Below are 21130 nucleotides of genomic sequence, written 5' to 3' on the forward strand. Positions count from 1 at the left end.
TATGTATATCTGTAACTTAAAAAAATAGACAGCTTAAGTTAACGCTAATGCCCTTGGGGTCGGGGCAAACCGAAAAAAGATATAATGGTATAATTAGATTTGTGCTCTATGATTTTTTCTTTCCCCGACCCCGAGGGGTGGAAAAAATAGCATTTGAGTAAATCTTGAGATTTCTCTTTATTTCTCCCACCACCCCTTGGGGATGGGGAAAGTGGGAGAACAGCTGGATTTAAATTTAATAGCCTTATTGCATACTATCTCGCAAAATGATTCCTTTTTTCGGCTCTCAGAGGGTAAAACTTTGGAGAATTGAGATTTTGGAGATGAGTGGGAAGCAGTCGGGTGGTTTGTAGAGGTGAATATGTAAAACATATTATTATTGATTTTTTTTCCCAAGCCCAAGGGGTGGAAAAAATCAGAGATTAAATAAATTTACAATCGCTTTACTTCGTAGGTCATAGCACCTTTATTTCCTAGGTTATCATAGAAACTGATAAACCTAAGCTTATAATAAAATCCATCTTTATCCTTGATGATAAAATTTTTATCTGGTACAATCGTATATAACCCATCATCAAAATTATAAAACTTCCAAGAGTAACCAATGATGTCAGCCTTGCTTCTGAATTCATACTTAGCGGTGTCGCTTAAAGTGATATCGAAGAAGTCATCTGCAGTCATGCAGGTATGCACACCATTAGGATTGCTTAAAACTCCAAGTACATTATAGGGGTATGGGTCTCCTTCGTTTGTGAATAGTAGAGTGGAATATCGTGAGAATTTCAAGGTCCAATCTTCTTTTGGAGGCTCTATTGGAAGTATTCCATTTTCGAAAGAAAGATGAACATAATTCAGATTCTCGTTCTTCTCAATCCTCTCTGTCTTCTCGTCAGAACCATCTAAATTAGCATAACGAATGATATAATTACCCTCCTCTATATCGAGGCTGAATTTCTTAAATCCTAGAGCGTTAAAATCTCCATCTACTCCTCTATCCAATACATATACCTGCTTTTTGGAAACTAGGTTTTCCCCATCTGTTTTATACCAAAACCCGATGGCAGTACTGTCTAAATTCCCGCTTGAAACATCATAATTCATTTCTAATCCTTCGGCAGATTCTACGGTATCAAAATTTGTGTCATAGGTATTGCCAGCAAGCATCATTAAAGCGGAATTGAGGATGACATGCATGGAGTCTTCTTTGCACTCAAAGGCTAAATCCCAAACCTTGATATTATTACTGGCTACTTCTTCAAATGTATTTAAATCAACAAATGCTTGGTAAGAATAGGTTTCACCAACGTTGGTTACCATGGTTTCCAAATCACTAGGCTCTGGAGCTGCTACTTTTTCATCTTCCTTAAAACAGGAGGATAAAAAAACAAGTATCCCAAAGAAGGCTAAGAAACTAATATATCTATGTGGTATTATCATTTGTCGTATTTGGTAAAGTTATACTTTAAACTTACAAAAACAGTTCTTCCCCAACCTACTAATGCAGAAGTTCCTCCACCAGAAGAACCATGACCTCCGCCACTCCCTGCTGCGCTATTCAATTGAATATTATCAAAGATATTCTTAACTCCGGTAGATATTCTTAAGGTGTTTCTATAGAACTTTTTGGAAATATTGATGTCTAAATTATGGTAATCATCCATATAGGATACGTTGATTTCTCCATTCGTTCCATAATTAGTATACACAGGATATTTACCAACATATTTATAATTAAAAGCAATATTTGCAGTATTTTGGAGGAAGTTAAAATCGAGATTGGCAGTAGCATCAGAGCTAAAATAAAAATCGCTTAATCCTGATGAATTATCTCTTCTCCCAGTTGCTGCATATGCCGCATCAAAATGAATATATTTAACTGGGGTAAAGCTAATACCAAAAGTTCCTCCAACGGATTCAAACTTATCAATGTTTTCGTTTCGATAATGCAAATCATTTGCCTCATCAACCTGAATAAGAGCTATTTTATTGAATATCTGGTTGTAATACAAAGTGAGTTTATATTCAAAAGGCTCCTCCTTTAGTAATACATGACCATTATAAGCTAGATTAAAATTGTGAGAATTCTCGGCTTTTAAATCAGGGTTTCCTTCTATTTGATGATTACTATCATAGAAAAACAGGTACAATTCCTTTAATGAAGGGGCCCTAAAACCTCTGGCATAAGATAACCTCAGACTATTTTTATCCCAAGAATACTTGAAATTTATAGAAGGAACCAAAGGTGCATCATATTTTGTATTATGTGCTATTCTTAATGCTGGTTGTATCATCAATTTAGCTGTGGCTTTCCACTTCAATATTAAGAAGGCAGCATAATCGGCCATTTTCTCATATTCATTAAATATCCGTTTTCCTTTTGCATCTTCCCAATTGATATCGAATCCCATTTGATATTCCAAAACATCACTGATTGTTCTTCTGTTATAGGTGCCTCGTGCAGTGATGGCGTTAAAAATAGAAGTATCTTGGTCTTCGGAATTAGGGCTTAATACTGTTTCTAATGTTCTTAAATCTTTAAAATATTTCTCTTTTGCTCTATCATAATAGGAATAAGAAAATAAAGTTTTGAAACTATTTAATTCCGATAATTGATAATCGCCTTGCAAGCTGCCTGTCAACCTATTGGTATAGTACCAAGTATCAGTTCCATTAATGTAATAAGGGGCTGATGGATTATTTCTATCCAAAAGTTTTTCTTTAAACCCATCTAATTTACCCTTTAAAATCAGGTCTTCGGTAGAATAGGAATAATGAGTTGAGGCATTATATTGTTCTTTTGGCTTCCACTCCATATATCGAGTATTGGGGTCTACAGAAAATCCCTGAAAGAAATTTCTGCCAAAAGTAGCACCTGCGGCATTTTTATCTTTCTTCCAATATATGTTTCCATTTGCATTATAAATACCTACTGATTCGTAATACAGATCTGCTCCTGCTTTTAAACTGGCATATTTATTCTCTTTGGTAATGATATTAATGACACCACCCAAAGCATTGCTCCCATAAATTACGGACATAGGTCCATTAACAATTTCCACATGATCTACTTCTGAAAGATTAATCTGACTCAAATCAACGCTTCCGTTCAATCTACCAATTACCGGCACTCCATCAACCAATATTTTAATGTTTTCGCCCGAAATTCCTTGGAGTTTCAAAGATGAACCAGTGGATGGATCATTATTAATCTGAATATTGGCTTGTTTACTGAGTAATTCAGTCAGATTAGTAGAAGCTGTTTGTTCTATCTCCTGCTTACCAATGAGCTTTATATTATAGATGGATTTATCAACGGAAATAGGTGAGTTTTGTCCAGTAACCACTACCTCATCAAAGTTAAAGGATTGGGTTTCGAGGGTATAGGAAATCTCATTTCGATAGGCAACTATAGTATCGATTATGGTTTTATAACCCATAAATGAAACACTAATAATGGCCTTTCCAGAGAAAGTGAATTTGGCTAAACCATCTCCATCAGTCACGAAATAATCTGCATTATTGGTTTCGAGATCGCGGATACAAACATGACAAAATGGAAGAGCTTCGCCTGTTTCACCATCGTTGGTTATTAGTTTTGATTCCTTTTGTTGCGCGAATGTAAATCCGATAACAAATGCTAAGACTATGGTTATTAGTTTGTGCTTCATATATATAAATGAGGCTGTTTAAAATCCTTTTTAAACAGCCTCAAAATAATAATCTTTTTATTGCTTAATAAATTTCTGGCTGGTCATTCCTTTATCAGTACTGATGCTAAGGTTATAAACTCCAGATTTTAATTCACTAATATTAATTTCTTCTTGATTGAAACCATGCTTAATTTCTTGATTATAAACCAACTTACCAGAGATATCATAAATAGCCACATCCATTGTAGTCTGCAGGTCAGTAACCAGGTGAAGTATTGTATTTGCAGGGTTAGGATATAATTGGAATAAGGCTACTCCTTCTAATTCATTCAAAAAAGTTCCATCAGTAATGTTTTTTTGTGTGAAAGAATATACACCATCAGAAGAACCTCCAAAGGCCGTAAAGTATAATTTCCAATAGGTAGAATCAGTAGCTGTTTCGTTCATCACCTTTGTGAAATAAACTCTTTGTTCTTCTACAGTATATGTAAACGAAGCCATATCAAACTCTTTCCAATCGCTACCAATTTCGCTTAAATTACTATTAAAATCTGTTTCCACATAATCCTCAAAATCTACCTGATTTACTTCGTCAATCTGCTGAACAGTTACATACTCCGAGTTAATTTGAACCCCAGAAACATAATAGGGAATGCTATAATCAAAATACTTAGTGAAAAGTAATTGCCAATCTGTGGAATTAGGCTCTCTATTTAAAAACTCATTATTGTCCATAGAATAATGAACATAATTCATGTCTTTATATTGGTCTGCTCCAAAATCTACTACTTGTTCGTCAGAACCATCCAAATTAGCAAACTTAAAACTCCAAGTATTTGCAGTGGAATTAGGGTTCGCTTCTACAATAGCTAATTTCTTATAATCTCCACCCACCGTTTTAATCACGAAAAGGCTATCCCCTTCGATGATATGTGTGGCCATGTTATATACTCCCCAACCTTGATCAAATGCATTTTCATAATCCATGTTTCTTAGAAATGCACCATCATATAGATCTTCAGTTGAATTATACATAGGAGCCCAGGTGCTTAAACCTGTAGTATCCAAACTAGCCCAATCTGCTATTGCACCATTAGGATAAGTATATACCTCAACACCATAGCCATTATTGGCCAAAATGCTCACATTGAAATTATCAGGAGCAAAAGCAATATCCCAATTGTTTCTAGGAGTGGTTACTACAGTTCCATTATTAAAACTATAATATACATCGTCAACATAAGAGGCTCCGGTTATAACCTCAACATTGGTTTGAGCCATGGTTGTGATGGCAAAAAGAGAAGCTAATAATACAGTAAAAATTTTATTCATAATATTTTATTTAGGTGATTGTAAAACTTTTTGATGCATTTGCTTTTAATAGGGACTGTAAAAATACAAAGTTCGTATGTATTGCAATTATTAAATAACGGAAAATTAACTTTCAATTATTTATCAAAGGCAAAAATAAACCAATATTTCGAGCACCTCAATACCTAATAGTTGGTATCTAAGAATTTACTTGTTTGATTTTAAATATTTCAAATAATAATAGAAGAAATGCAAATAATTGCTCGCTCATAACACATAAATCTTTAAGCTCTTAATAATGATTGCTCCTTAGTATTTTGCTAAAAAAGAAGCCAGATGAGAAGTCAGAACCTATTTATACTAATCGTGATATTGATTTTTGGACTGAATATTTATGGTCAAGAATCTGAACAAGTTGTAAGAAATGCAGAACAATCTATCAATAAGAAAATAGAGGAGGTTCACCAGTTAGCCTATGCGAGAGATATAAAAAAGGCCTATAAGAAGCTGGACGAAGTGAACTTAGAAATCAAAAATGAAATCACTCACGAGACTTTTAGCAAAAAATATAGAGATGCTAAGCTCCATAATCCAAACTATGATTTTCAATTAAGAGAGGATTTGCCATCTCAATTTAATATTAGTCGTTGGCAAGATTACCAAGCTAGGTGCGATCGAATAATGGCTGGACAGGGCCAAGTGGAAGAAGGAATGAAATCGGCAGTGCAATTGAATAAATTAGACCAAGCCCTTGCTTACGCTGAACAATTGAAAACCATTTACGAGACTTTTAAAAATGGAGCTGAGAATTTAGGTTCGGCAAACCTTTTAAAATTTGGCTATGACCTGAATGGAAATATGAACGATTTTATTGAAAATTATAAAAAAATTGAGCAAGCCAAATTGGAGGGAATTGAAATTGAAACTTTTCAAGTTGATTTTAATCGCATGCTTTCCAAAGCCCGTATAAACAAAGAGCTGTATAAAAGCTATCAGAGTGAAATCGCTGTATGTCAGGATGCTATAACCACTTTTCAATCCAGAATCAGATATATAAATGATTTAAAACAAGCGGCATCCTCTGGACCGCTGAAACCCATGTCCTTGGCAGATAGAGATTATACATGGGATTATAGCTATTTTCAAAAGGCCATTATACAAGCTTGCGATGAGATGGAAGTTTTCGAGATTAAATGTGCAAAGTTAAGAGGTAATATCGATGAGATAAAACTAGAAGCCAAAGAGGATTGGACTCAAATAGAACAGAACATAAGTGAAAGTGATGATGAGGCCAATAGAGCACTGATTTTGAGGGAGTTGGAAGATAGAAAAAGAGAGTTTGTGCAAATTGCAGAAGCAAAATATAAGGAAGCGTTTCAGATTTACTGTATTGACCAATCGGCAGGAGAAGAAACTACTACAAATCCTTTTGATGGTGCATCGGCAACAGGAAGCTCGAGCGTTAATACAGAAAGTGAGGGTGTGATAGAGGAAGAAGATGAGGTACATGATGATGTTGGAGAAGGAGATCATGTCATTCCAACAGAAAACACATCTACAGAAGAATATAGCAATCATGAGCAAAGTGGAAGCATGAGCGCGGAGACTATAATTCCTAGAAATGCAAAGCTCATTGGAATTATTGAAAACGATGGAAATGGGAATGGTGTTTATAAAGCCATTGAAGTAGGAAAATTAAATTCTGAGGATAAAATCATTTTCAAAAAGGTTTCAGGAGAGATGAAAAAAGTACAGATTATCTACAGAAGGGAAGGCGGTATTTGGGACACTAAATACGAAGGCAAAAGAACAGAGTTTACAGTTACAGAAATCATGGAGGGGATTTCTCCCAATGTGACTCATATTAACTTTGTGGTGAATGCTCAGCATAACTTCTGGAGAAATGGCAGTGTGCCTTGTAAAATGGAGGTTTATCATATTCAGATAGGTGGAGCAGCAAACCAAAGCTCGAGCAACAGCTCCACAGCTCAGGAGAATACCAATAACTCATCCAACTCGACTGGCTCATCAGCCTCTTCTAGTTCCTCTAGTTCTGGTAGTCAAAATAATCAATCTGGCGTTAGTGTTATACCAACAGAATCCTCAAATCAAAAACCAGCTAATGCCGATCTGAATAGGCAGTTCAAAGAAATGCTCAGCAAGGCATCTGAGGCTTTCAATAAAAAATATTGGGAGGATGATAATGGACAAAATTCGAGTAGAAATAACACTCAGAATACTTTAGCATTTTTGAGAACAGCTGACCGATTGAGTAAACAAGAACCCAATGCCATGGCTCAGTTAAGCATGGTGGAGCAATTGGCCAGTGCTTGCTCAAGATATGCCAAACGAGTATATGCCTACACAGATAAGGCCCAATTCACGGAATTAGGTGCTAGAGCGGTCAACCAAGCAGGTTCTAGAACCTCCTCAAAAGAAGCCTATGCGAAAGTGGCCAATGCATGGCGTAGCGTTCGCGATGGCGCTACCATTGGCGATCATCAATATAATAAAGGCTATTGTGATAAGCAATATTTGAAGTTTAAGGAATTGGCTGAGAGGTGATACAAGATTCATAGGTTTACAAAAAAAATGAGGAGCCCATAAACATGAACTCCTCTTCAAGTATTTACATTTCACACATCCAATAATCATGTAAATACTATTCTCTACTAATCAATTTAAAACCAATTCAATATTAGGTATTTGCAGTTTTTTACTTTATAATGAGCTGAGTCATTTTTAAATTTTGCTGTGTTTTTACAGATATTATATATACACCTGGGTTAAAATTACTGATGTCAATTTGTTCTTTAGTGCTAATTTCTTGTTCTAAAACAACTTTAGACTCTATATTTAGTATGCTAATGATAGCTGGTTTGTTGATATCAACATTTAAAAAGTTATTTGCAGGGTTTGGATAAAAGCTAAACTCTAGATTCTCTAATTCTTCAAAACCAACAGTTGAATGAAAATGAGCTACTAAGTTTGTATTGGCTTCAGGCATCACAAATGTTGTATATTGGTCTTCAGAAATAATATCTCCACTTTCATTGGTCCAATTATCAAAACTATAATATCCATCAGCCTCAGCAGAAATCTCAACTTCTTCGCCAATTAAATAGTTGCCATCACCAACAAGTATAGCTGAGTTTTCTGGAGTAGCACTTAAGCTAAGGGAGTAATACACTGGTGAATATTCGAAGTTTGCAATTAGTGAGATGTCATCTTCTCCAATGGTAATGTTTGTAATCGCATCACTTGAAATCTGATTTCCATCTTCATCGGTCCAGTTCAGGAAATTGTAGTTTGCATTAGCAATGGCTTCAATTTGAACATCACTACCAGAAATATGATTGCCAGCGCCTGTTAGTTGACCACCTTCTTCTGGAGAGGCTATCAAATATAGTGCAGTAGTTGAAAAAGCATATTGATGGTAAGGGCGAGCGTCTGGTGATATTTCGTGTAAAAGCATAATAGTCCATACATCAGAAAAATCCCAGTTATTAAAATTGCTTTCAATTGCAAAATCACTGGTATTAAGACCTATTGCCTCAGCTCCAGAATCCGGATTACCAATTCCTATTTCAGTACCCGTTGTTTCTATATCAAAATAACAATCATTTACAAATGCATAACTTACGCCTATAAGTCCACCAGCTGCATCCTGAGCATCTACTTGTCCTGTAGCGTAGGAGGAATATATCCCTGTTTCTGTATTCTCGCTCATCCAGCTTTGTCCAGCAAAACCTCCTATTATAATAGATCCAGTAATATTTCCTGCACTGAAACTATTCCTAATCACTCCATCTTCATTAATACCCACAAAGCCACCTGAATAATCGTATGTAGCGACAACATCACCAAGAGAATAGCAGGAGTTAATCGTTGAAAACCACCGATTTTGAGAAGCGAAACCTCCAAGGTAATCAGATCCAGATACATCAACATCTGCCCAACAATTAGTAATATGGCAATAATTATAATTGTCACCAACAAATCCTCCACCCCATTTATTTACTGATACTGTTCCCGTGGAATAAGAATCCGAAACTTCTACGTTAAGGAAAGTTAACCCTATTAAACCACCTCCATATTCTGTAGCTTCTATAGTTGCAGAGGTAAAACAATTCGCAATTTGACTACCTTCACTGGAATATCCGATTAAGCCACCAACATATCTGTACCCATTTACGGTGATGTTTTCTAAGCCTAAATTTTCAACTGTACCATTTATAGTTTGTCCAAAAAAACCAACATAGGGTTCGCTTGGTCTATTGATAGTGATATTGCTGATTACATAGCCTTGTCCATCAAATGTACCACTAAAAGGAATTTGTTGTCTTACTCCAAACTCTGTTGGGCTATCACCAATAGGAGAAAGACCCAAACCACCATTCCATGTTGCTGTTTCAGAAGCGTCAATATCTGCTTCCAACACCCAATTTTCATCCCAAGCATCTGGGTTTTCACTTAACCATTGAAGGTCGGCTAAGGTACTAATGCTTCCATCAGTTATATTTTTCCCTCTGTCTTGTGTATCTTGTGCAAATACAAAAGCTATGTTAAATAATACGGCTGTTAATAATAGTAAATTTTTCATCGTTCTATTTTTTAGAGTGTTTGATGTTTAGTTGATTAATAATCTTTTCGAACACTTTGTTCTGAAATTTCTTCCTTTCAATCATTCCCATGAGTTCTTTTTCTTCCTCATCGTAATGCTCTTCAGATTGTAAATCAGGTTCAATATTCTTTTTGTCAATTTTATTCTCCATGAATTCTTCCATATGTGAATTACTGTGGCAAAAGTGTTTTAAAAAATCTAATTATACTAAAATACCAGCTGAACAAAAACTACAAATACCATTTTATCACCTATACAAAAGCTATACAGAATATTTTATATCCTTGAAATACAATACTCTAGTAAAATCATATAAATTATCTACTGAACAACAAAAAATACCCTGCTGCACAATTAGGGATAATAAAATGATATGAGAATTAATTTAATGTACCTAGATATTATTAATAAGTGTTGTTAGATTGGTGGAGGAGGAGCTTATATTCAGCTTTTTTCTTAATCTATATCTAGCTACTTCTAAAGAACGGGGACTCTGTCCGGTAATTGAGGAGATTTCTTTTGTGGTCAGGTTTAATTTTAAGAACGCACATAAACGGATTTCATTGGAAGTGAGACCTGGGTATAAGTCCATTAATTTGGTATAAAAATCGGTATGCACTTGTTTAAACCTAATTTCGAACTCTTCCCAACTTTTATCTTGGGTATTGTTCTCAATTTCAAATGCAATATTTGCTATCTTCTTTTTAGCATCCTCGCTTTTAAGCTCTTTTCTAATTTTAATTAGCTTCTCGTTAATCTCGCTTAACATTTCATTCTTTTTCATTAAAGACATCACATTAGCAGCTAAATCTTTTTGTTGAGCATACAACTCATTCTCAAGTTTTTCATTTTTCAACTTCGATAAATGGGCATTAACGCGATACCTGAAAACAATAAATACCAACAATATAAGACCAATAATTAATGTCAGAATGATGATTCCGGAGATAAACTCTTTTCTTTGTTCATTCAACTTTCTTTCTTGTTCTTCTTTTTCAATCTGATATAGCATTTGAAGTTGAGATAAACGACTTAAGGATCTATTCCGATCCAAACTATCTTTTAATGCATACTGTAAACGGCCATAATGAAAAGCCATATCATAATCCTCAATACTAGAATAAAAGTCTAATAGATTACTTGCAGCATTATACGATAAGCTTTTCAACCCATTTTCATCAGCAATTTCGAGCGCATGTTTCATATTACTCAAGAACATGGCAGTGTCCTCAATTTGAAGAAAACTCCTTGCCCTAACAATATGAGTTAAAACCATATTTCTATTGCTAGGCTCCAGCTCATTTAATTGCATAGAAAGATTGGTATATTTAATGCCGAATCCACTTCATTTAATTTCAGATAATATAATGCGATATTGCAATAGGCTACCCCTTCTCTAACTTTCTCACCCGTTTCTTGAAACAATCGACAACCTACATATAAATATTCAATAGCTTTTTCAGTTTCATCACGCATATTATAGACTGCCGATATATTCGTCAAGCCCTTTCCAAGACCCTTTTTATAATTAATCGATTTGCTTAAATCAATAGATTGTTGAAGATATTTCTCTGCCTCATCCAATTCTCCTTGCATATAATAATTGCCGCCAATCATACCTAGCACATCACAAATACCCTGCTTTTCCTGAAGCTCTTCAAAAATCTTTAAAGCCTCAAAACATAATTCGGCTGTCTTTTCATATTCACCAATTTCAACATAAATATTAGCCATTAGATAAATGGCTTGTGCATACTCGTTTGTATAATTCTTTTCTTTTGCTAAGTTTCTTGCCTCGATTACATAATCGAAAGCTTCTTTTATCCCCCCTTTTTTCTGATATATTTTTGCAATATGAATATTAGAAAGGATTTGACCTTTTATATCATTTCTCCTAGTAGATAATTCTATAGCATTATGTGCATAATCCAATGATTTTTGAAAATCATCAATCCCATATTCTGAAGATAGCTGAAGTAATAAATCCACTTGTAATTCATCATCAGGATTGACAATGATCATTCGTTCTAATGAATCTATCTCATTAGTATTTTGACCTATTGAAAATTTAAATACTAATATGCATATGATAAAAAATAAAAGGCCTCTATCCATATTACAAATGTAATATAATTGAATGGAAGAAATAATGAAGTTTGACCCTAATATTTTGAGTAAATTAAGAAAATAGGTTTATACATCAATAATCAAAATATGGCCTAATTTTGGAATTCAAATAATGCGTCCAATGCTTTCGAATGATTTACATGTGCTACAACATCCTTTATTATCCTACTGAAAGGCCCCTATAAATTTGGTTAATAATAGTAAAAATTACAAACTAGACAAATAAGTAATCAAATTCACCGAGGAATTAGAAAGCTCCGTCTTTTTCTAAAGTTTGGGTATCTGGCCAGTGATTTCTGCTGTTTCTCATGTCTTATTAGAATAAATCGTTTAGCTCCTCACCCTATTCGTCGATGAAATAGCCCTATTGGTCTATATTGTTTGCTGCTAGCACTTGACTCATGTAGTTTTGCCGCAAACTATAAATACCATGAACAGTAAGTATTTTCTTTTTCTTATCCTTATAGCTCTTTTTTCAGCTTGTTCTTCTCATAAGACCATCAGCACAAAATGGCAAGAGGAGGCTATAATTCCCATCTCTGATATTCCAAGAACCGCATATCAATACAGCACTGATGATAATTTATTCTATCTCTTTACTAATGATGATGAATTTCTATATGTAAACCTAAAAGTTGATGATCAGAATCTTCAGAAAAGGCTTTTAATGAGCGGCTTCACTATCTGGATAGACTCCTCCGCAAAGTCAGATAAGTATATGGGACTCAAATATCAAGTAGACCCCAATAAAATGCTTATGAAACCTGAGGAAATCGAGAAATACCTTCCTTTGGATGAAAATGGAAAGAAGATGAATCTTGCTTCTTATATGCTAGAAAACATCATTCAAGAGCCCCTAGGTTTTATTATTCAAGAGGATGACATCAAATATGAATTTGTTCAAGACCAAGAAAAAAGTCTGAATTTACTGGTCACCATTCCCATAAAATATTTTTCAAACAACTCAAGCATAACACCTATCATTAGCTTAATTCTGGAGTCGAAAGCGCCAGTAAATATGGGTCAGAGACCACAAGGCGGAGGCCCTCAAATGGGAATGTCATCTGGTGGTGGAGGCGGCGGTGGTCACGGTGGAGGACAAGCTGGCGGAGGAGGCGGTCATGGCGGAGGTGGCAGACCTGGTGGAGAAGGACAGGCTGGCCCAATGCAAAATAAAACACTAAAAGACATCAAAATTGAAGTCAAAAAACTACAACTCACCAGCCATGAATAAAGTCTTAGCCCTATTTTTCCTATTATTTACCAGCCTTTTATCTTTTGCTCAGGATACCATTCTTGAGACTAATATCGATTCTTGGTTCTGTTGTGATTTAGATGCTGCTCTTGTTGATATGAGTGAGACCTATAATCTGAAATTCCATTATGATAAAGCAAAGTTGAAAGAAATAAGATTTACGGAACATCCTAGAAATAAACCACTGAAAGATGTACTAGATAATATTTGTAAATATAATAAACTGAAATATTTTGTGAATGATGACCAAACCATTTGGGTAGTAGACAAATGGTTTCAAAGAGGACAAGAAACAGTCTTTGAGACCAAGGTTTTTACTGGAGCTTCCACAAAAGAAAACTTCTCCATCGCCGGACAAGTGGTAGATGAGCTGAGTCATGAATCTTTGCCCTTTGTAAGTATTTCAGTGCAGGGAAATACTAAAGGAACCATCAGTAATGTGGATGGGAATTTCACATTGATCAATATCCCAACAGATACTTCTACTATTGTGTTTTCCTATATCGGCTACGAGAAAAAAGAGGTATTTCTGAGTCCTAAGACCATCACATCAGATTTACTCATCACCTTAAAACAACAAGCTTTGGTTTTAAATGAGGTAAATGTAACTGCAGAAATACAAGATGTGATGCAGGTTTCCAAGCAACAAGCCGGAATCTATAAAATGTCGCCCATAAAATTACAAACCCTGCCCAATTTAGGAGAAAAAGACATTTTACGCTCTTTCCAATTGATGCCGGGTATTAGTGCTGCCAACGAAAATTCTTCAGGGCTTTATGTAAGAGGAGGAACCCCTGATCAAGTTCTGGTATTATATGATGGTTTCACCGTTTATAATGTGGAGCATATGTTTGGATTCTTTAGTGCTTTCAATAGCAATGCCATAAAAGATGTTCAGCTGTTTAAAGGTGGTTTCGATGCCAAATATGGTGGTCGATTAGCCAGTGTAGTTGAGATTACTGGAAAAGATGGAAACCAAAAAGGCTTCAATATAGCTGGTGATATCAGCATGATGTCTGGCAATGCGTTTATTGAATTTCCAGTAGGTAACAAAATCACCGCCACCCTTTCTGGAAGAAGAAGTTGGAAAAGTCCACTCTATGACAAACTATTTGAACAATATACAGATGTTGATGAAGGAGGACCACAAACAGGATTTAGACTAGGGGGAGGAACCCAACAAACCACCTCCTATTTCTACGATATGAATGCTAAAGTAACCTATAGCCCATCGGTGAAAGATAGAATCAGCTTCAGCTTTTATAATGGAAAAGATGAGCTAAGCAATGAATTAAATCCAGATGCAGGTGGAAGACCAGGTGGAGAAGAAGTGAGTATTGAATCTGTAGACGAAACCAGCTGGGGAAACACTGGAGCTTCCATCAACTGGTCACGACAATTTAGCGATCGTTTTTATATGAATGCTTTGGTTAGTTATTCCAACTATTTCAGTTTGAGAGATAAATCTAGCTCGGGTTCCATGATAAGTTCCGATGGAGAATCCACCAGTTTCACTAGAGGAATTACAGAGGATAATAATCTATTGGATTATACTTCCAAAATGGATTTTGAATACCAGCTTAACGAAAGCAACCACATTCAATTCGGTGCTCAAGTCACCCACAACGACATCGATTATACCTATGTAAATGCGGATACTTTAACCATAATCGATAGAAAGACCACTGGTCAAATCTACACCGGTTATTTACAAGATAAATTGAACCTATTCGATGGTAAGCTCATTATTACACCTGGTTTAAGATATAATTACTTCACCGGAACACAGAAGAACTATTTCGAGCCCAGATTGATTAGTGTGTATAACCTCAGTGACAAATGGAGAATAAAAGCCTCTTATGGTGATTATTATCAATTTGCAAGCAGAGTAATTCGAGAGGATGTTACTGGAGGAAGTCGCGACTTCTGGGTATTGGCCGATGACGATCAATTACCCGTTAGTTCATCTCGACAATATATTCTAGGTGCTGCCTATGAAACTCCCGATTATCTTTTCGATGTGGAAGCCTTTTATAAAGATATGGATAATATCACGGAATATTCTCTACGAGTGAGTACAGACCGCACTGGAATTGACTATTCTGAGAATTTCTTTACTGGATATGGAACAGCTCGTGGTATCGATGTTTTGGTTCAAAAGAAATACGGTAATTTCACAGGTTGGGTGGCCTATACTTGGTCACAGGTAATACATCACATTGATGAATATGGTGATTACGACTTTTATGCAGCCCATGATGTCACTCACGAGCTTAAATTAGTGGGAACTTATAAATGGAAGAAATGGGATTTTGGTGCTACTTGGATTTATGCAACTGGCCGCCCCTATACCGCACCCGAAGGCGGCTATGAATTATCATTACTAGATGGCACTTCAGCAGATTTTATCAATGTTTCTGTTAAAAATGGAAATAGATTGCCTGCTTATCACCGATTAGATTTGTCGGCAAATTACAATTTTACTTTTGGCAAAAACTCTCCCGCAAGTATTGGTTTCTCTATATTTAACGCCTATAACCGATCCAATGTTTGGTATAATGAATATGAAATTATCGAAAACGAAGTGATAGAAACTCCGGTTTACTATTTAAACTTTACGCCTAATATTAATCTAACCTTTAAATTGAAATAATGAAATCTGTAAATTTTAGATATATCGCGCTTTTTAGCCTCCTCATTTTTCTCTATTCCTGTGAGAAGGTCAACTTACAAACCGCAGACCCAAATGTGGCTGTGGTAGAATCTTATATCAACCCTGGAAATGAAATACAGGTAAAAATCAAAAAGCAAATTGTGTTTGATGGAGACGATGCTGGAGGAGGTTTTATAGAAAATTTAGAGGTCAAAATTCAACATGAAGGTTCCTGGGAAAATTTGGTTTACAAGTACGATAGTATATACGTATTAGAAAGCATTGTGGTTGGAGCTGGCAATGTTTACGAGATCGAATTTGAGTATAACGAGAAGGTCATCACCTCAGAAACCATTATCCCCAATCGCCCAGAGAATTTTCAAACTTCATCCAGCACTATATATATCACACAAATGGGCCCCGGTTCTGAGCCTAGTGAACCAGAGGAGCTCACTTGGACAAATCCAGATTTGGACTATCATATGGTGGTAGTGGAATCCATAGATGAAGATGCTGAACTCATCTTCGATTCTGATGACGATCATCCTCCAAGGTCTTTTAGAAATGCGCCAGTACAAGGCGACGAGCAGGAATTGAGCCCAAGAAGTTTTACCTATTATGGCAGACATAGAGTCATTCTTTATCGCTTAAATCCTGAATATGCAGCACTATATGAAGATTTAGGTAGTAGTTCTTTGGATTTGGTGGCTCCTCCCAGTAATATTGAAAATGGACTTGGAATTTTTACAGGAATTAATGCCGATACTCTTTATGTGAATGTGATAGCAGCATCAAAATAATATGGTAAAAAACAAAGGTAAATATTATATCACTCTAGGACATATTGTATTTTGGGTACTGGTATTTCTTTTCAACTGGGGAATATTTAAAAGCTCCGATATCCCCATAGATTATGGAAGGATGATATTCAATCTTTTCTTTAGTTTATTGCTGTTCTATGGGACCTATTTTGTGTTAATGCCATTTTTATTGAAAAAGAAAATTTGGCTATTTTTAGCTTTAACGTTTTTATTATTAGGTGGATCCATCCTTGTAAAAGGTTGTTTTTTGAGAGAGGTCTTTGAAAGACCGAAGCGAGAAATTATTATGGAAGGTAGAGACCATCCGAATAAAAAGTCCGATGCTTTTCTCAATGAGAAGCAGAAGCGACCTCCCTTTGGATTATGGAGACAATTGGGATTTGCAGGTATGGGTTTACTATTCTTTTACTTCTTTAGTATTTCTGTCCGATTTGTAGAAAAATGGTTGGAAGATGAAAAGCAAAAATCACAACTAGAACAGGATAAAGTAAAAACAGAATTGGCCTTTTTAAAACAGCAGATTAATCCGCATTTTCTATTCAATTCCCTCAACTCTATCTACTCCTTATCCATTAGTAAATCAGAAAAAACTACTCCTTCTATACTAAAGCTTTCTTCTATCTTACGATATATGCTTTACGAAACGGAACCCTCCCGCTCTAGTTTACAGAATGAGCTTGCTGTAGTTCAGGATTATATTGAATTGCAAAGATTAAGACTCACAGATAAGGTTGAGGTTTTAGTAAATGTAGTTGGGGAGTTTGACGATTATAAGTTTGAGCCCTTCATCATTTTGCCCATCATTGAAAATGCCTTTAAATATGGTGTGGATAATCTGAACAACTCATTTATTAGTATTGATATTTTAGTGGAAAATCAACAACTCGATTTAAAAGTGGTGAATAAAGTGGTTCAAAGACCAGCTATGCTGCGCAAGGAATCGGGTATAGGCTTAAATAATATCAAGAGGCGCTTAGAAATTCTATATCCAAAGCACCACCAATTTTCCTCGGACGAGAATAATGAAGTATTCAGTGTGAATATGCAAATCAAACTTAAAACCCTATGAACTGCTTAGCCATCGACGACGAGCCATTAGCATTGAACGTGATCAAAGACTTTTGTTCCAAATTAGAATTTCTAAACTTAGTGGATACCTGCACCAATGCCATTGAAGCACTTAAGGTTTTAGAAAATCACGATATCGATTTGATATTCTTAGACATACAAATGCCCAATATCAGTGGTTTAGAGTTTGCCAAAACCATGAGCAATCCTCCCATGATTATTTTCACAACGGCTTTTTCGGAACATGCTTTAGAGGCTTATGAACTAAATGCGATAGATTATTTGGTGAAACCTATTCCTTTCGATCGTTTCTTAAAAGCTGTGAATAAAGCAAAATCTCTATATAAACTACAGCATACAAATCAGAATGCTAGCATTCCCGAATTTATGATGGTAAAAGCGGATTGTGCGACCATTAAAATCCGATTTAAAGACATCCTCTATGTGGAAGGATTAAAGGATTATGTGAAAATATTCATTAAAGACCAAATGATTCTCACCAAAACCACCATGAAAAATATTGATAAGAAATTACCTCATGAGTATTTTATCAGAATTCATAAATCCTATATTGTCAACTTGTTAAATATTGAAAAGATAGAGCATAATCACATCGTATATGGCAGAGCAAAGCTTCCTATCGGAAACAGCTATCGGATGGCCTTTTTTGATATGATTGACCAGTATAAGCTGTAGTTAGAAGAAGAAAAAAGTCCTTCGGCTATTTGTTCAAAGTTCAGTTGTTTAAGGTTCAATGTTTAAAAGGAGAATACTTAAAATCCAGCCTCCCTCTAGGGTTGGGGCAAGCTGGGTTTCAAGTTCTGAATATAAAGTTCAACGTTGGCTATCGAATAATCTTTTCACTGCAATTTCTTTTGCGTTCTTTGCGATTCTCCTTTGCATTTTCTTTGCGTGGAATTTCGAAATTGGAGTATGAAAGACGAAGTTTGAAGTCAAAATATCACTTCGTCCTCACTTCCAAAATCTTATCATACTCTTCATCAACAGGTTCCCATAGTTCTATTCTATTGCCTTCTAGATCTACAATATGAACAAACTTTCCGTACTCGAAAGAATCTATCTTGTCTACTATCTCTACCCCTTCTTTCCGCAGCTCGTCAACTAAAGCTTCTAAATTTTCAACTCTATAATTGATCATATAATCCTGATCGGCTTTCCCAAAATAATCACTGTCTTTTTTAAAGGGACTCCAAGCAGTATAGCCTTTCTTATTGGCATCCTCCGCATGACGCCATTCAAAGCTAGTTCCATAAGCATCAGTTTCTAAACCCAAATGCTTTTGATACCAATTCTTCATTTTATCAGGGCTTTGACATTTAAAGAAAATCCCGCCTATTCCTGTTACTCGTTTCATATGATGATGTTTTTGTTTTGGTAATGATAATAAATTATTTTGAATCCAATAAACTTAACTAAATCTGTCGTCAGATTTTTCGCTGGCAATATTTCTAGTTTTACCTTGATACCAACCTACTTTATCCACCTCATGTAGATCAAAATCATGAATATAGGGTTTAATATCAAGAAGAGGAGTCCCATCTAAAACATCAATATTTTCAATTTCTAATATATTCCCCTTCACACTTAAGAGCTTAACCACAGATAAGCCAATAGAGTTGGGCCTTTTAGGCGCTCGAGTAGAAAAAATGCCATGCTCCTTGTCATCCAGAAATGGCTTGGTTAATAAGGAATAATCCTTGGATTTATGGAAATCGTAAATTAGATATATATGTGAAAACCCATCTAAATCTTGAAGACCTTTCATAAACTCTTTGTCTACAGTTATCATTCCTTTGATACCTTGAGCCGCACTCGCTTGAATAGGCATTCCCTCTTTAGTTTGATGAGGGGTATTGATGACCCCTATGCTTTTATAGTTTATTTCCATTGGACAATTTCTTGCTAATGATTTTTATGCTTGCTATTCATAAACTTTCCGATAGTTAAAAAGAGAAAAAAGAGAGACCAAGGCCCATACACCTTCTAAAATAATAAAAGGCCAATAATCCATCAAAACAGAAGCCAGACATGCCATGGCGGCACCCACCAAATTGAGTAAGATAAAAGCTATGTTTTCTTTCTTCAACTTTCCCATGACGTTGAGAATATAGGCTAAGAGTATTTGAAAAACTCCGATAAAACCTATCCAATCTATATGATTCATTTGTTTTGCTTTTGTATTTAGTTGGTAAAAGTAGAATTAATTGATATGCAAAAGAGAGAAAATCATTCACCATTTAAAAACACATCATTTTTCCATTAATATATATGGCCTTTTCGGAAATTGAGAACCATTTGCAATTACAATCAACTATACGATAAAAACCAAAAAAGTCAAGCTCCCACCTTTGAAGTAGAAGCTTGACACAATTTATAAAACAAAAAACTCAATCATTAATCAATCGTATTATTACTTTTTAATTAGTTTTAGGCTTTGTATCCCTGTTGAAGTAACAATTTTAGATACATAAACACCTTTAGGAAGAAGAGAAGCATCCATTTGAACACTTGTCATATTAGGTCTCATTGATAATACTTGTTTTCCAGCAAGCGTATATACTGAAATACTTTCAATATTCTCATCGCTATTAATATTCCATAAATCTCTTGTTGGATTTGGGAATACTGAAAGCTGATTTGTTTCAATATCGACTACCGAAGTTGGAAGTTTAAAGAAGTATACATTATCAATAAATATAGTACTTGAGCCACTTGGTTCACTAGAAATAATATACTGATTTAGATCTGTTTGATTCATCCCTTCAAAGTCCATTAAAGGAATATCAAGACTCACCCATTCATTTAATTCTAGTTCAAAATCCAATTCAAATTCTGTATCATTTCCACCACCAAAACCATCTCCACCGAAATCTACTAATTTGATGCTGAATAATGTGCTATTTGAAGTCCAAACATCCAAATGAAGATATTCCATTTCAGCAGCTGTTAGATCAATAGGAGAACTGACCGTTTCTATACCCGCAAAGTCTAAATCAGAATACTTCTTTGTAGGGTTAGATTCAATCAATACTTCTTCTAGAGAAGCTGATGACCAATCTGTTAACCATGTATCCACAATCACATCAGTATAAACATCGCTAAACATAGATATCACATCTTCTGAATTTGCTGTTGGGTCTGGTGCTGCAACTGTTGGTTGAGCTTCAGCAAAAACAAAATTCACATAATAAGTAAGACTTGTTATTGCATCTTCAGCTGTTACCACTACATCTGTCACACCTGGTATTCCACTTGCATCGTTAACAATATAAGTAGCATTTGTATTGGTAGTTATAGCTGTTACTGTTGGTATAATTGTAGTCCCATTTGGTAAAACAATCTCATAACTCAACACATCCGAAGCGAATCCTTCTACAGTTGTTCCATCCACTTGTAAGTCACTTAAGGTAGCATCTGTGTTTTCTGAAACTTCCCAGAAATACCAGTTGTCGAAATAAATAGTAGAACCTGTGCCGCCATCAAATTTAAACTGATAGATATCTGTCAAGCTTAATCCTGCTGACGTAAAATGTGATAATGGAATGTCAACACTCACCCATTCTTCTTGTGTTACTGTTAGCGGATAAGAAACTTCACCTG

Annotated in this window: 17 protein-coding genes; 6 read left to right on the forward strand and 11 right to left on the reverse strand. The window is 35.4% G+C overall.

Annotation, left to right across the window (positions count from 1 at the left end; translation table 11 throughout):
* Nucleotides 1-432: 432 nt before the first annotated feature.
* Genes HNS38_RS17280 through HNS38_RS17290 form a run of 3 tightly spaced genes read right to left on the reverse strand, consistent with a single transcriptional unit; the run spans nt 433 to nt 4982 of the window.
* Nucleotides 433-1437 (reverse strand): HmuY family protein, encoded by a 1005-nt coding sequence (locus tag HNS38_RS17280; RefSeq protein WP_172284342.1) that lies wholly within the window; start codon nt 1435-1437, stop codon nt 433-435.
* Nucleotides 1434-3668 (reverse strand): TonB-dependent receptor domain-containing protein, encoded by a 2235-nt coding sequence (locus HNS38_RS17285; RefSeq protein WP_172346807.1) that lies wholly within the window; start codon nt 3666-3668, stop codon nt 1434-1436. Before HNS38_RS17285 ends, HNS38_RS17280 begins: the two co-directional genes overlap by 4 nt.
* 57 nt (nt 3669-3725) lie before the next feature.
* On the reverse strand, nt 3726-4982 hold the full coding sequence (locus tag HNS38_RS17290; RefSeq protein WP_172284337.1) for a T9SS type A sorting domain-containing protein: 1257 nt from the start codon (nt 4980-4982) through the stop codon (nt 3726-3728).
* Between the two features lie 315 nt (nt 4983-5297).
* Here HNS38_RS17290 and HNS38_RS17295 point away from each other — a divergent pair, with 315 nt between their 5' ends.
* Nucleotides 5298-7526: a hypothetical protein gene (locus HNS38_RS17295; protein WP_172284334.1), complete on the forward strand. Its 2229-nt coding sequence runs from the start codon at nt 5298-5300 to the stop codon at nt 7524-7526.
* Nucleotides 7527-7677: 151 nt separating this feature from the next.
* Here HNS38_RS17295 and HNS38_RS17300 read toward each other — a convergent pair whose 3' ends face one another.
* From HNS38_RS17300 to HNS38_RS17315, 4 genes are all read right to left on the reverse strand, one after another.
* Nucleotides 7678-9564: a GLUG motif-containing protein gene (locus HNS38_RS17300; RefSeq protein WP_172284332.1), complete on the reverse strand. Its 1887-nt coding sequence runs from the start codon at nt 9562-9564 to the stop codon at nt 7678-7680.
* A gap of 4 nt (nt 9565-9568) precedes the next feature.
* Nucleotides 9569-9748, reverse strand: coding sequence for a hypothetical protein (locus tag HNS38_RS17305; RefSeq protein WP_172284329.1), 180 nt, complete (start codon nt 9746-9748; stop codon nt 9569-9571).
* A gap of 231 nt (nt 9749-9979) precedes the next feature.
* A complete protein-coding gene (locus tag HNS38_RS17310) occupies nt 9980-10897 on the reverse strand; it encodes a hypothetical protein (RefSeq protein WP_172346808.1) in 918 nt (305 codons plus the stop codon).
* The gene (locus HNS38_RS17315; RefSeq protein WP_172346809.1) at nt 10888-11607 is read right to left on the reverse strand and encodes a lipopolysaccharide assembly protein LapB; all 720 of its coding nucleotides are present in this window, start codon (nt 11605-11607) and stop codon (nt 10888-10890) included. Before HNS38_RS17315 ends, HNS38_RS17310 begins: the two co-directional genes overlap by 10 nt.
* 535 nt (nt 11608-12142) lie before the next feature.
* Between HNS38_RS17315 and HNS38_RS17320 the strand changes: the two genes are divergently transcribed.
* The 5 genes from HNS38_RS17320 to HNS38_RS17340 are packed head-to-tail and all read left to right on the forward strand — an operon-like array spanning nt 12143 to nt 18205.
* On the forward strand, nt 12143-12946 hold the full coding sequence (locus HNS38_RS17320) for a hypothetical protein (RefSeq protein WP_172346806.1): 804 nt from the start codon (nt 12143-12145) through the stop codon (nt 12944-12946).
* Nucleotides 12939-15620, forward strand: a complete 2682-nt coding sequence (locus tag HNS38_RS17325; protein ID WP_172346810.1) for a TonB-dependent receptor domain-containing protein — start codon at nt 12939-12941, stop codon at nt 15618-15620. Before HNS38_RS17320 ends, HNS38_RS17325 begins: the two co-directional genes overlap by 8 nt.
* On the forward strand, nt 15620-16420 hold the full coding sequence (locus HNS38_RS17330; protein ID WP_172284638.1) for a DUF4249 family protein: 801 nt from the start codon (nt 15620-15622) through the stop codon (nt 16418-16420). Before HNS38_RS17325 ends, HNS38_RS17330 begins: the two co-directional genes overlap by 1 nt.
* Before the next feature lies 1 nt (nt 16421).
* On the forward strand, nt 16422-17510 hold the full coding sequence (locus HNS38_RS17335) for a sensor histidine kinase (RefSeq protein ID WP_172284640.1): 1089 nt from the start codon (nt 16422-16424) through the stop codon (nt 17508-17510).
* Nucleotides 17507-18205 (forward strand): LytTR family DNA-binding domain-containing protein, encoded by a 699-nt coding sequence (locus tag HNS38_RS17340; protein WP_172284642.1) that lies wholly within the window; start codon nt 17507-17509, stop codon nt 18203-18205. The genes HNS38_RS17335 and HNS38_RS17340 overlap by 4 nt, the downstream gene beginning before the upstream one ends.
* A gap of 265 nt (nt 18206-18470) precedes the next feature.
* Here HNS38_RS17340 and HNS38_RS17345 read toward each other — a convergent pair whose 3' ends face one another.
* The 4 genes from HNS38_RS17345 to HNS38_RS17360 form a co-directional block, all read right to left on the reverse strand.
* The gene (locus HNS38_RS17345; protein ID WP_172284644.1) at nt 18471-18884 is read right to left on the reverse strand and encodes a VOC family protein; all 414 of its coding nucleotides are present in this window, start codon (nt 18882-18884) and stop codon (nt 18471-18473) included.
* A 54-nt stretch (nt 18885-18938) separates the two neighbouring features.
* Nucleotides 18939-19418 carry a tRNA (N6-threonylcarbamoyladenosine(37)-N6)-methyltransferase TrmO gene (gene tsaA / locus HNS38_RS17350; protein WP_172284646.1) on the reverse strand — a complete coding sequence of 160 codons (480 nt, stop codon included), beginning with the start codon at nt 19416-19418 and terminating at the stop codon, nt 18939-18941.
* A gap of 33 nt (nt 19419-19451) precedes the next feature.
* The gene (locus HNS38_RS17355; RefSeq protein WP_172284648.1) at nt 19452-19694 is read right to left on the reverse strand and encodes a hypothetical protein; all 243 of its coding nucleotides are present in this window, start codon (nt 19692-19694) and stop codon (nt 19452-19454) included.
* A gap of 246 nt (nt 19695-19940) precedes the next feature.
* Nucleotides 19941-21130: T9SS type A sorting domain-containing protein (locus HNS38_RS17360; protein ID WP_172346811.1), on the reverse strand; the 1190-nt coding region annotated here is incomplete at its 5' end.

The organism is Lentimicrobium sp. L6 (assembly GCF_013166655.1).
Taxonomy (GTDB): Bacteria; Bacteroidota; Bacteroidia; order Bacteroidales; family UBA12170; genus UBA12170.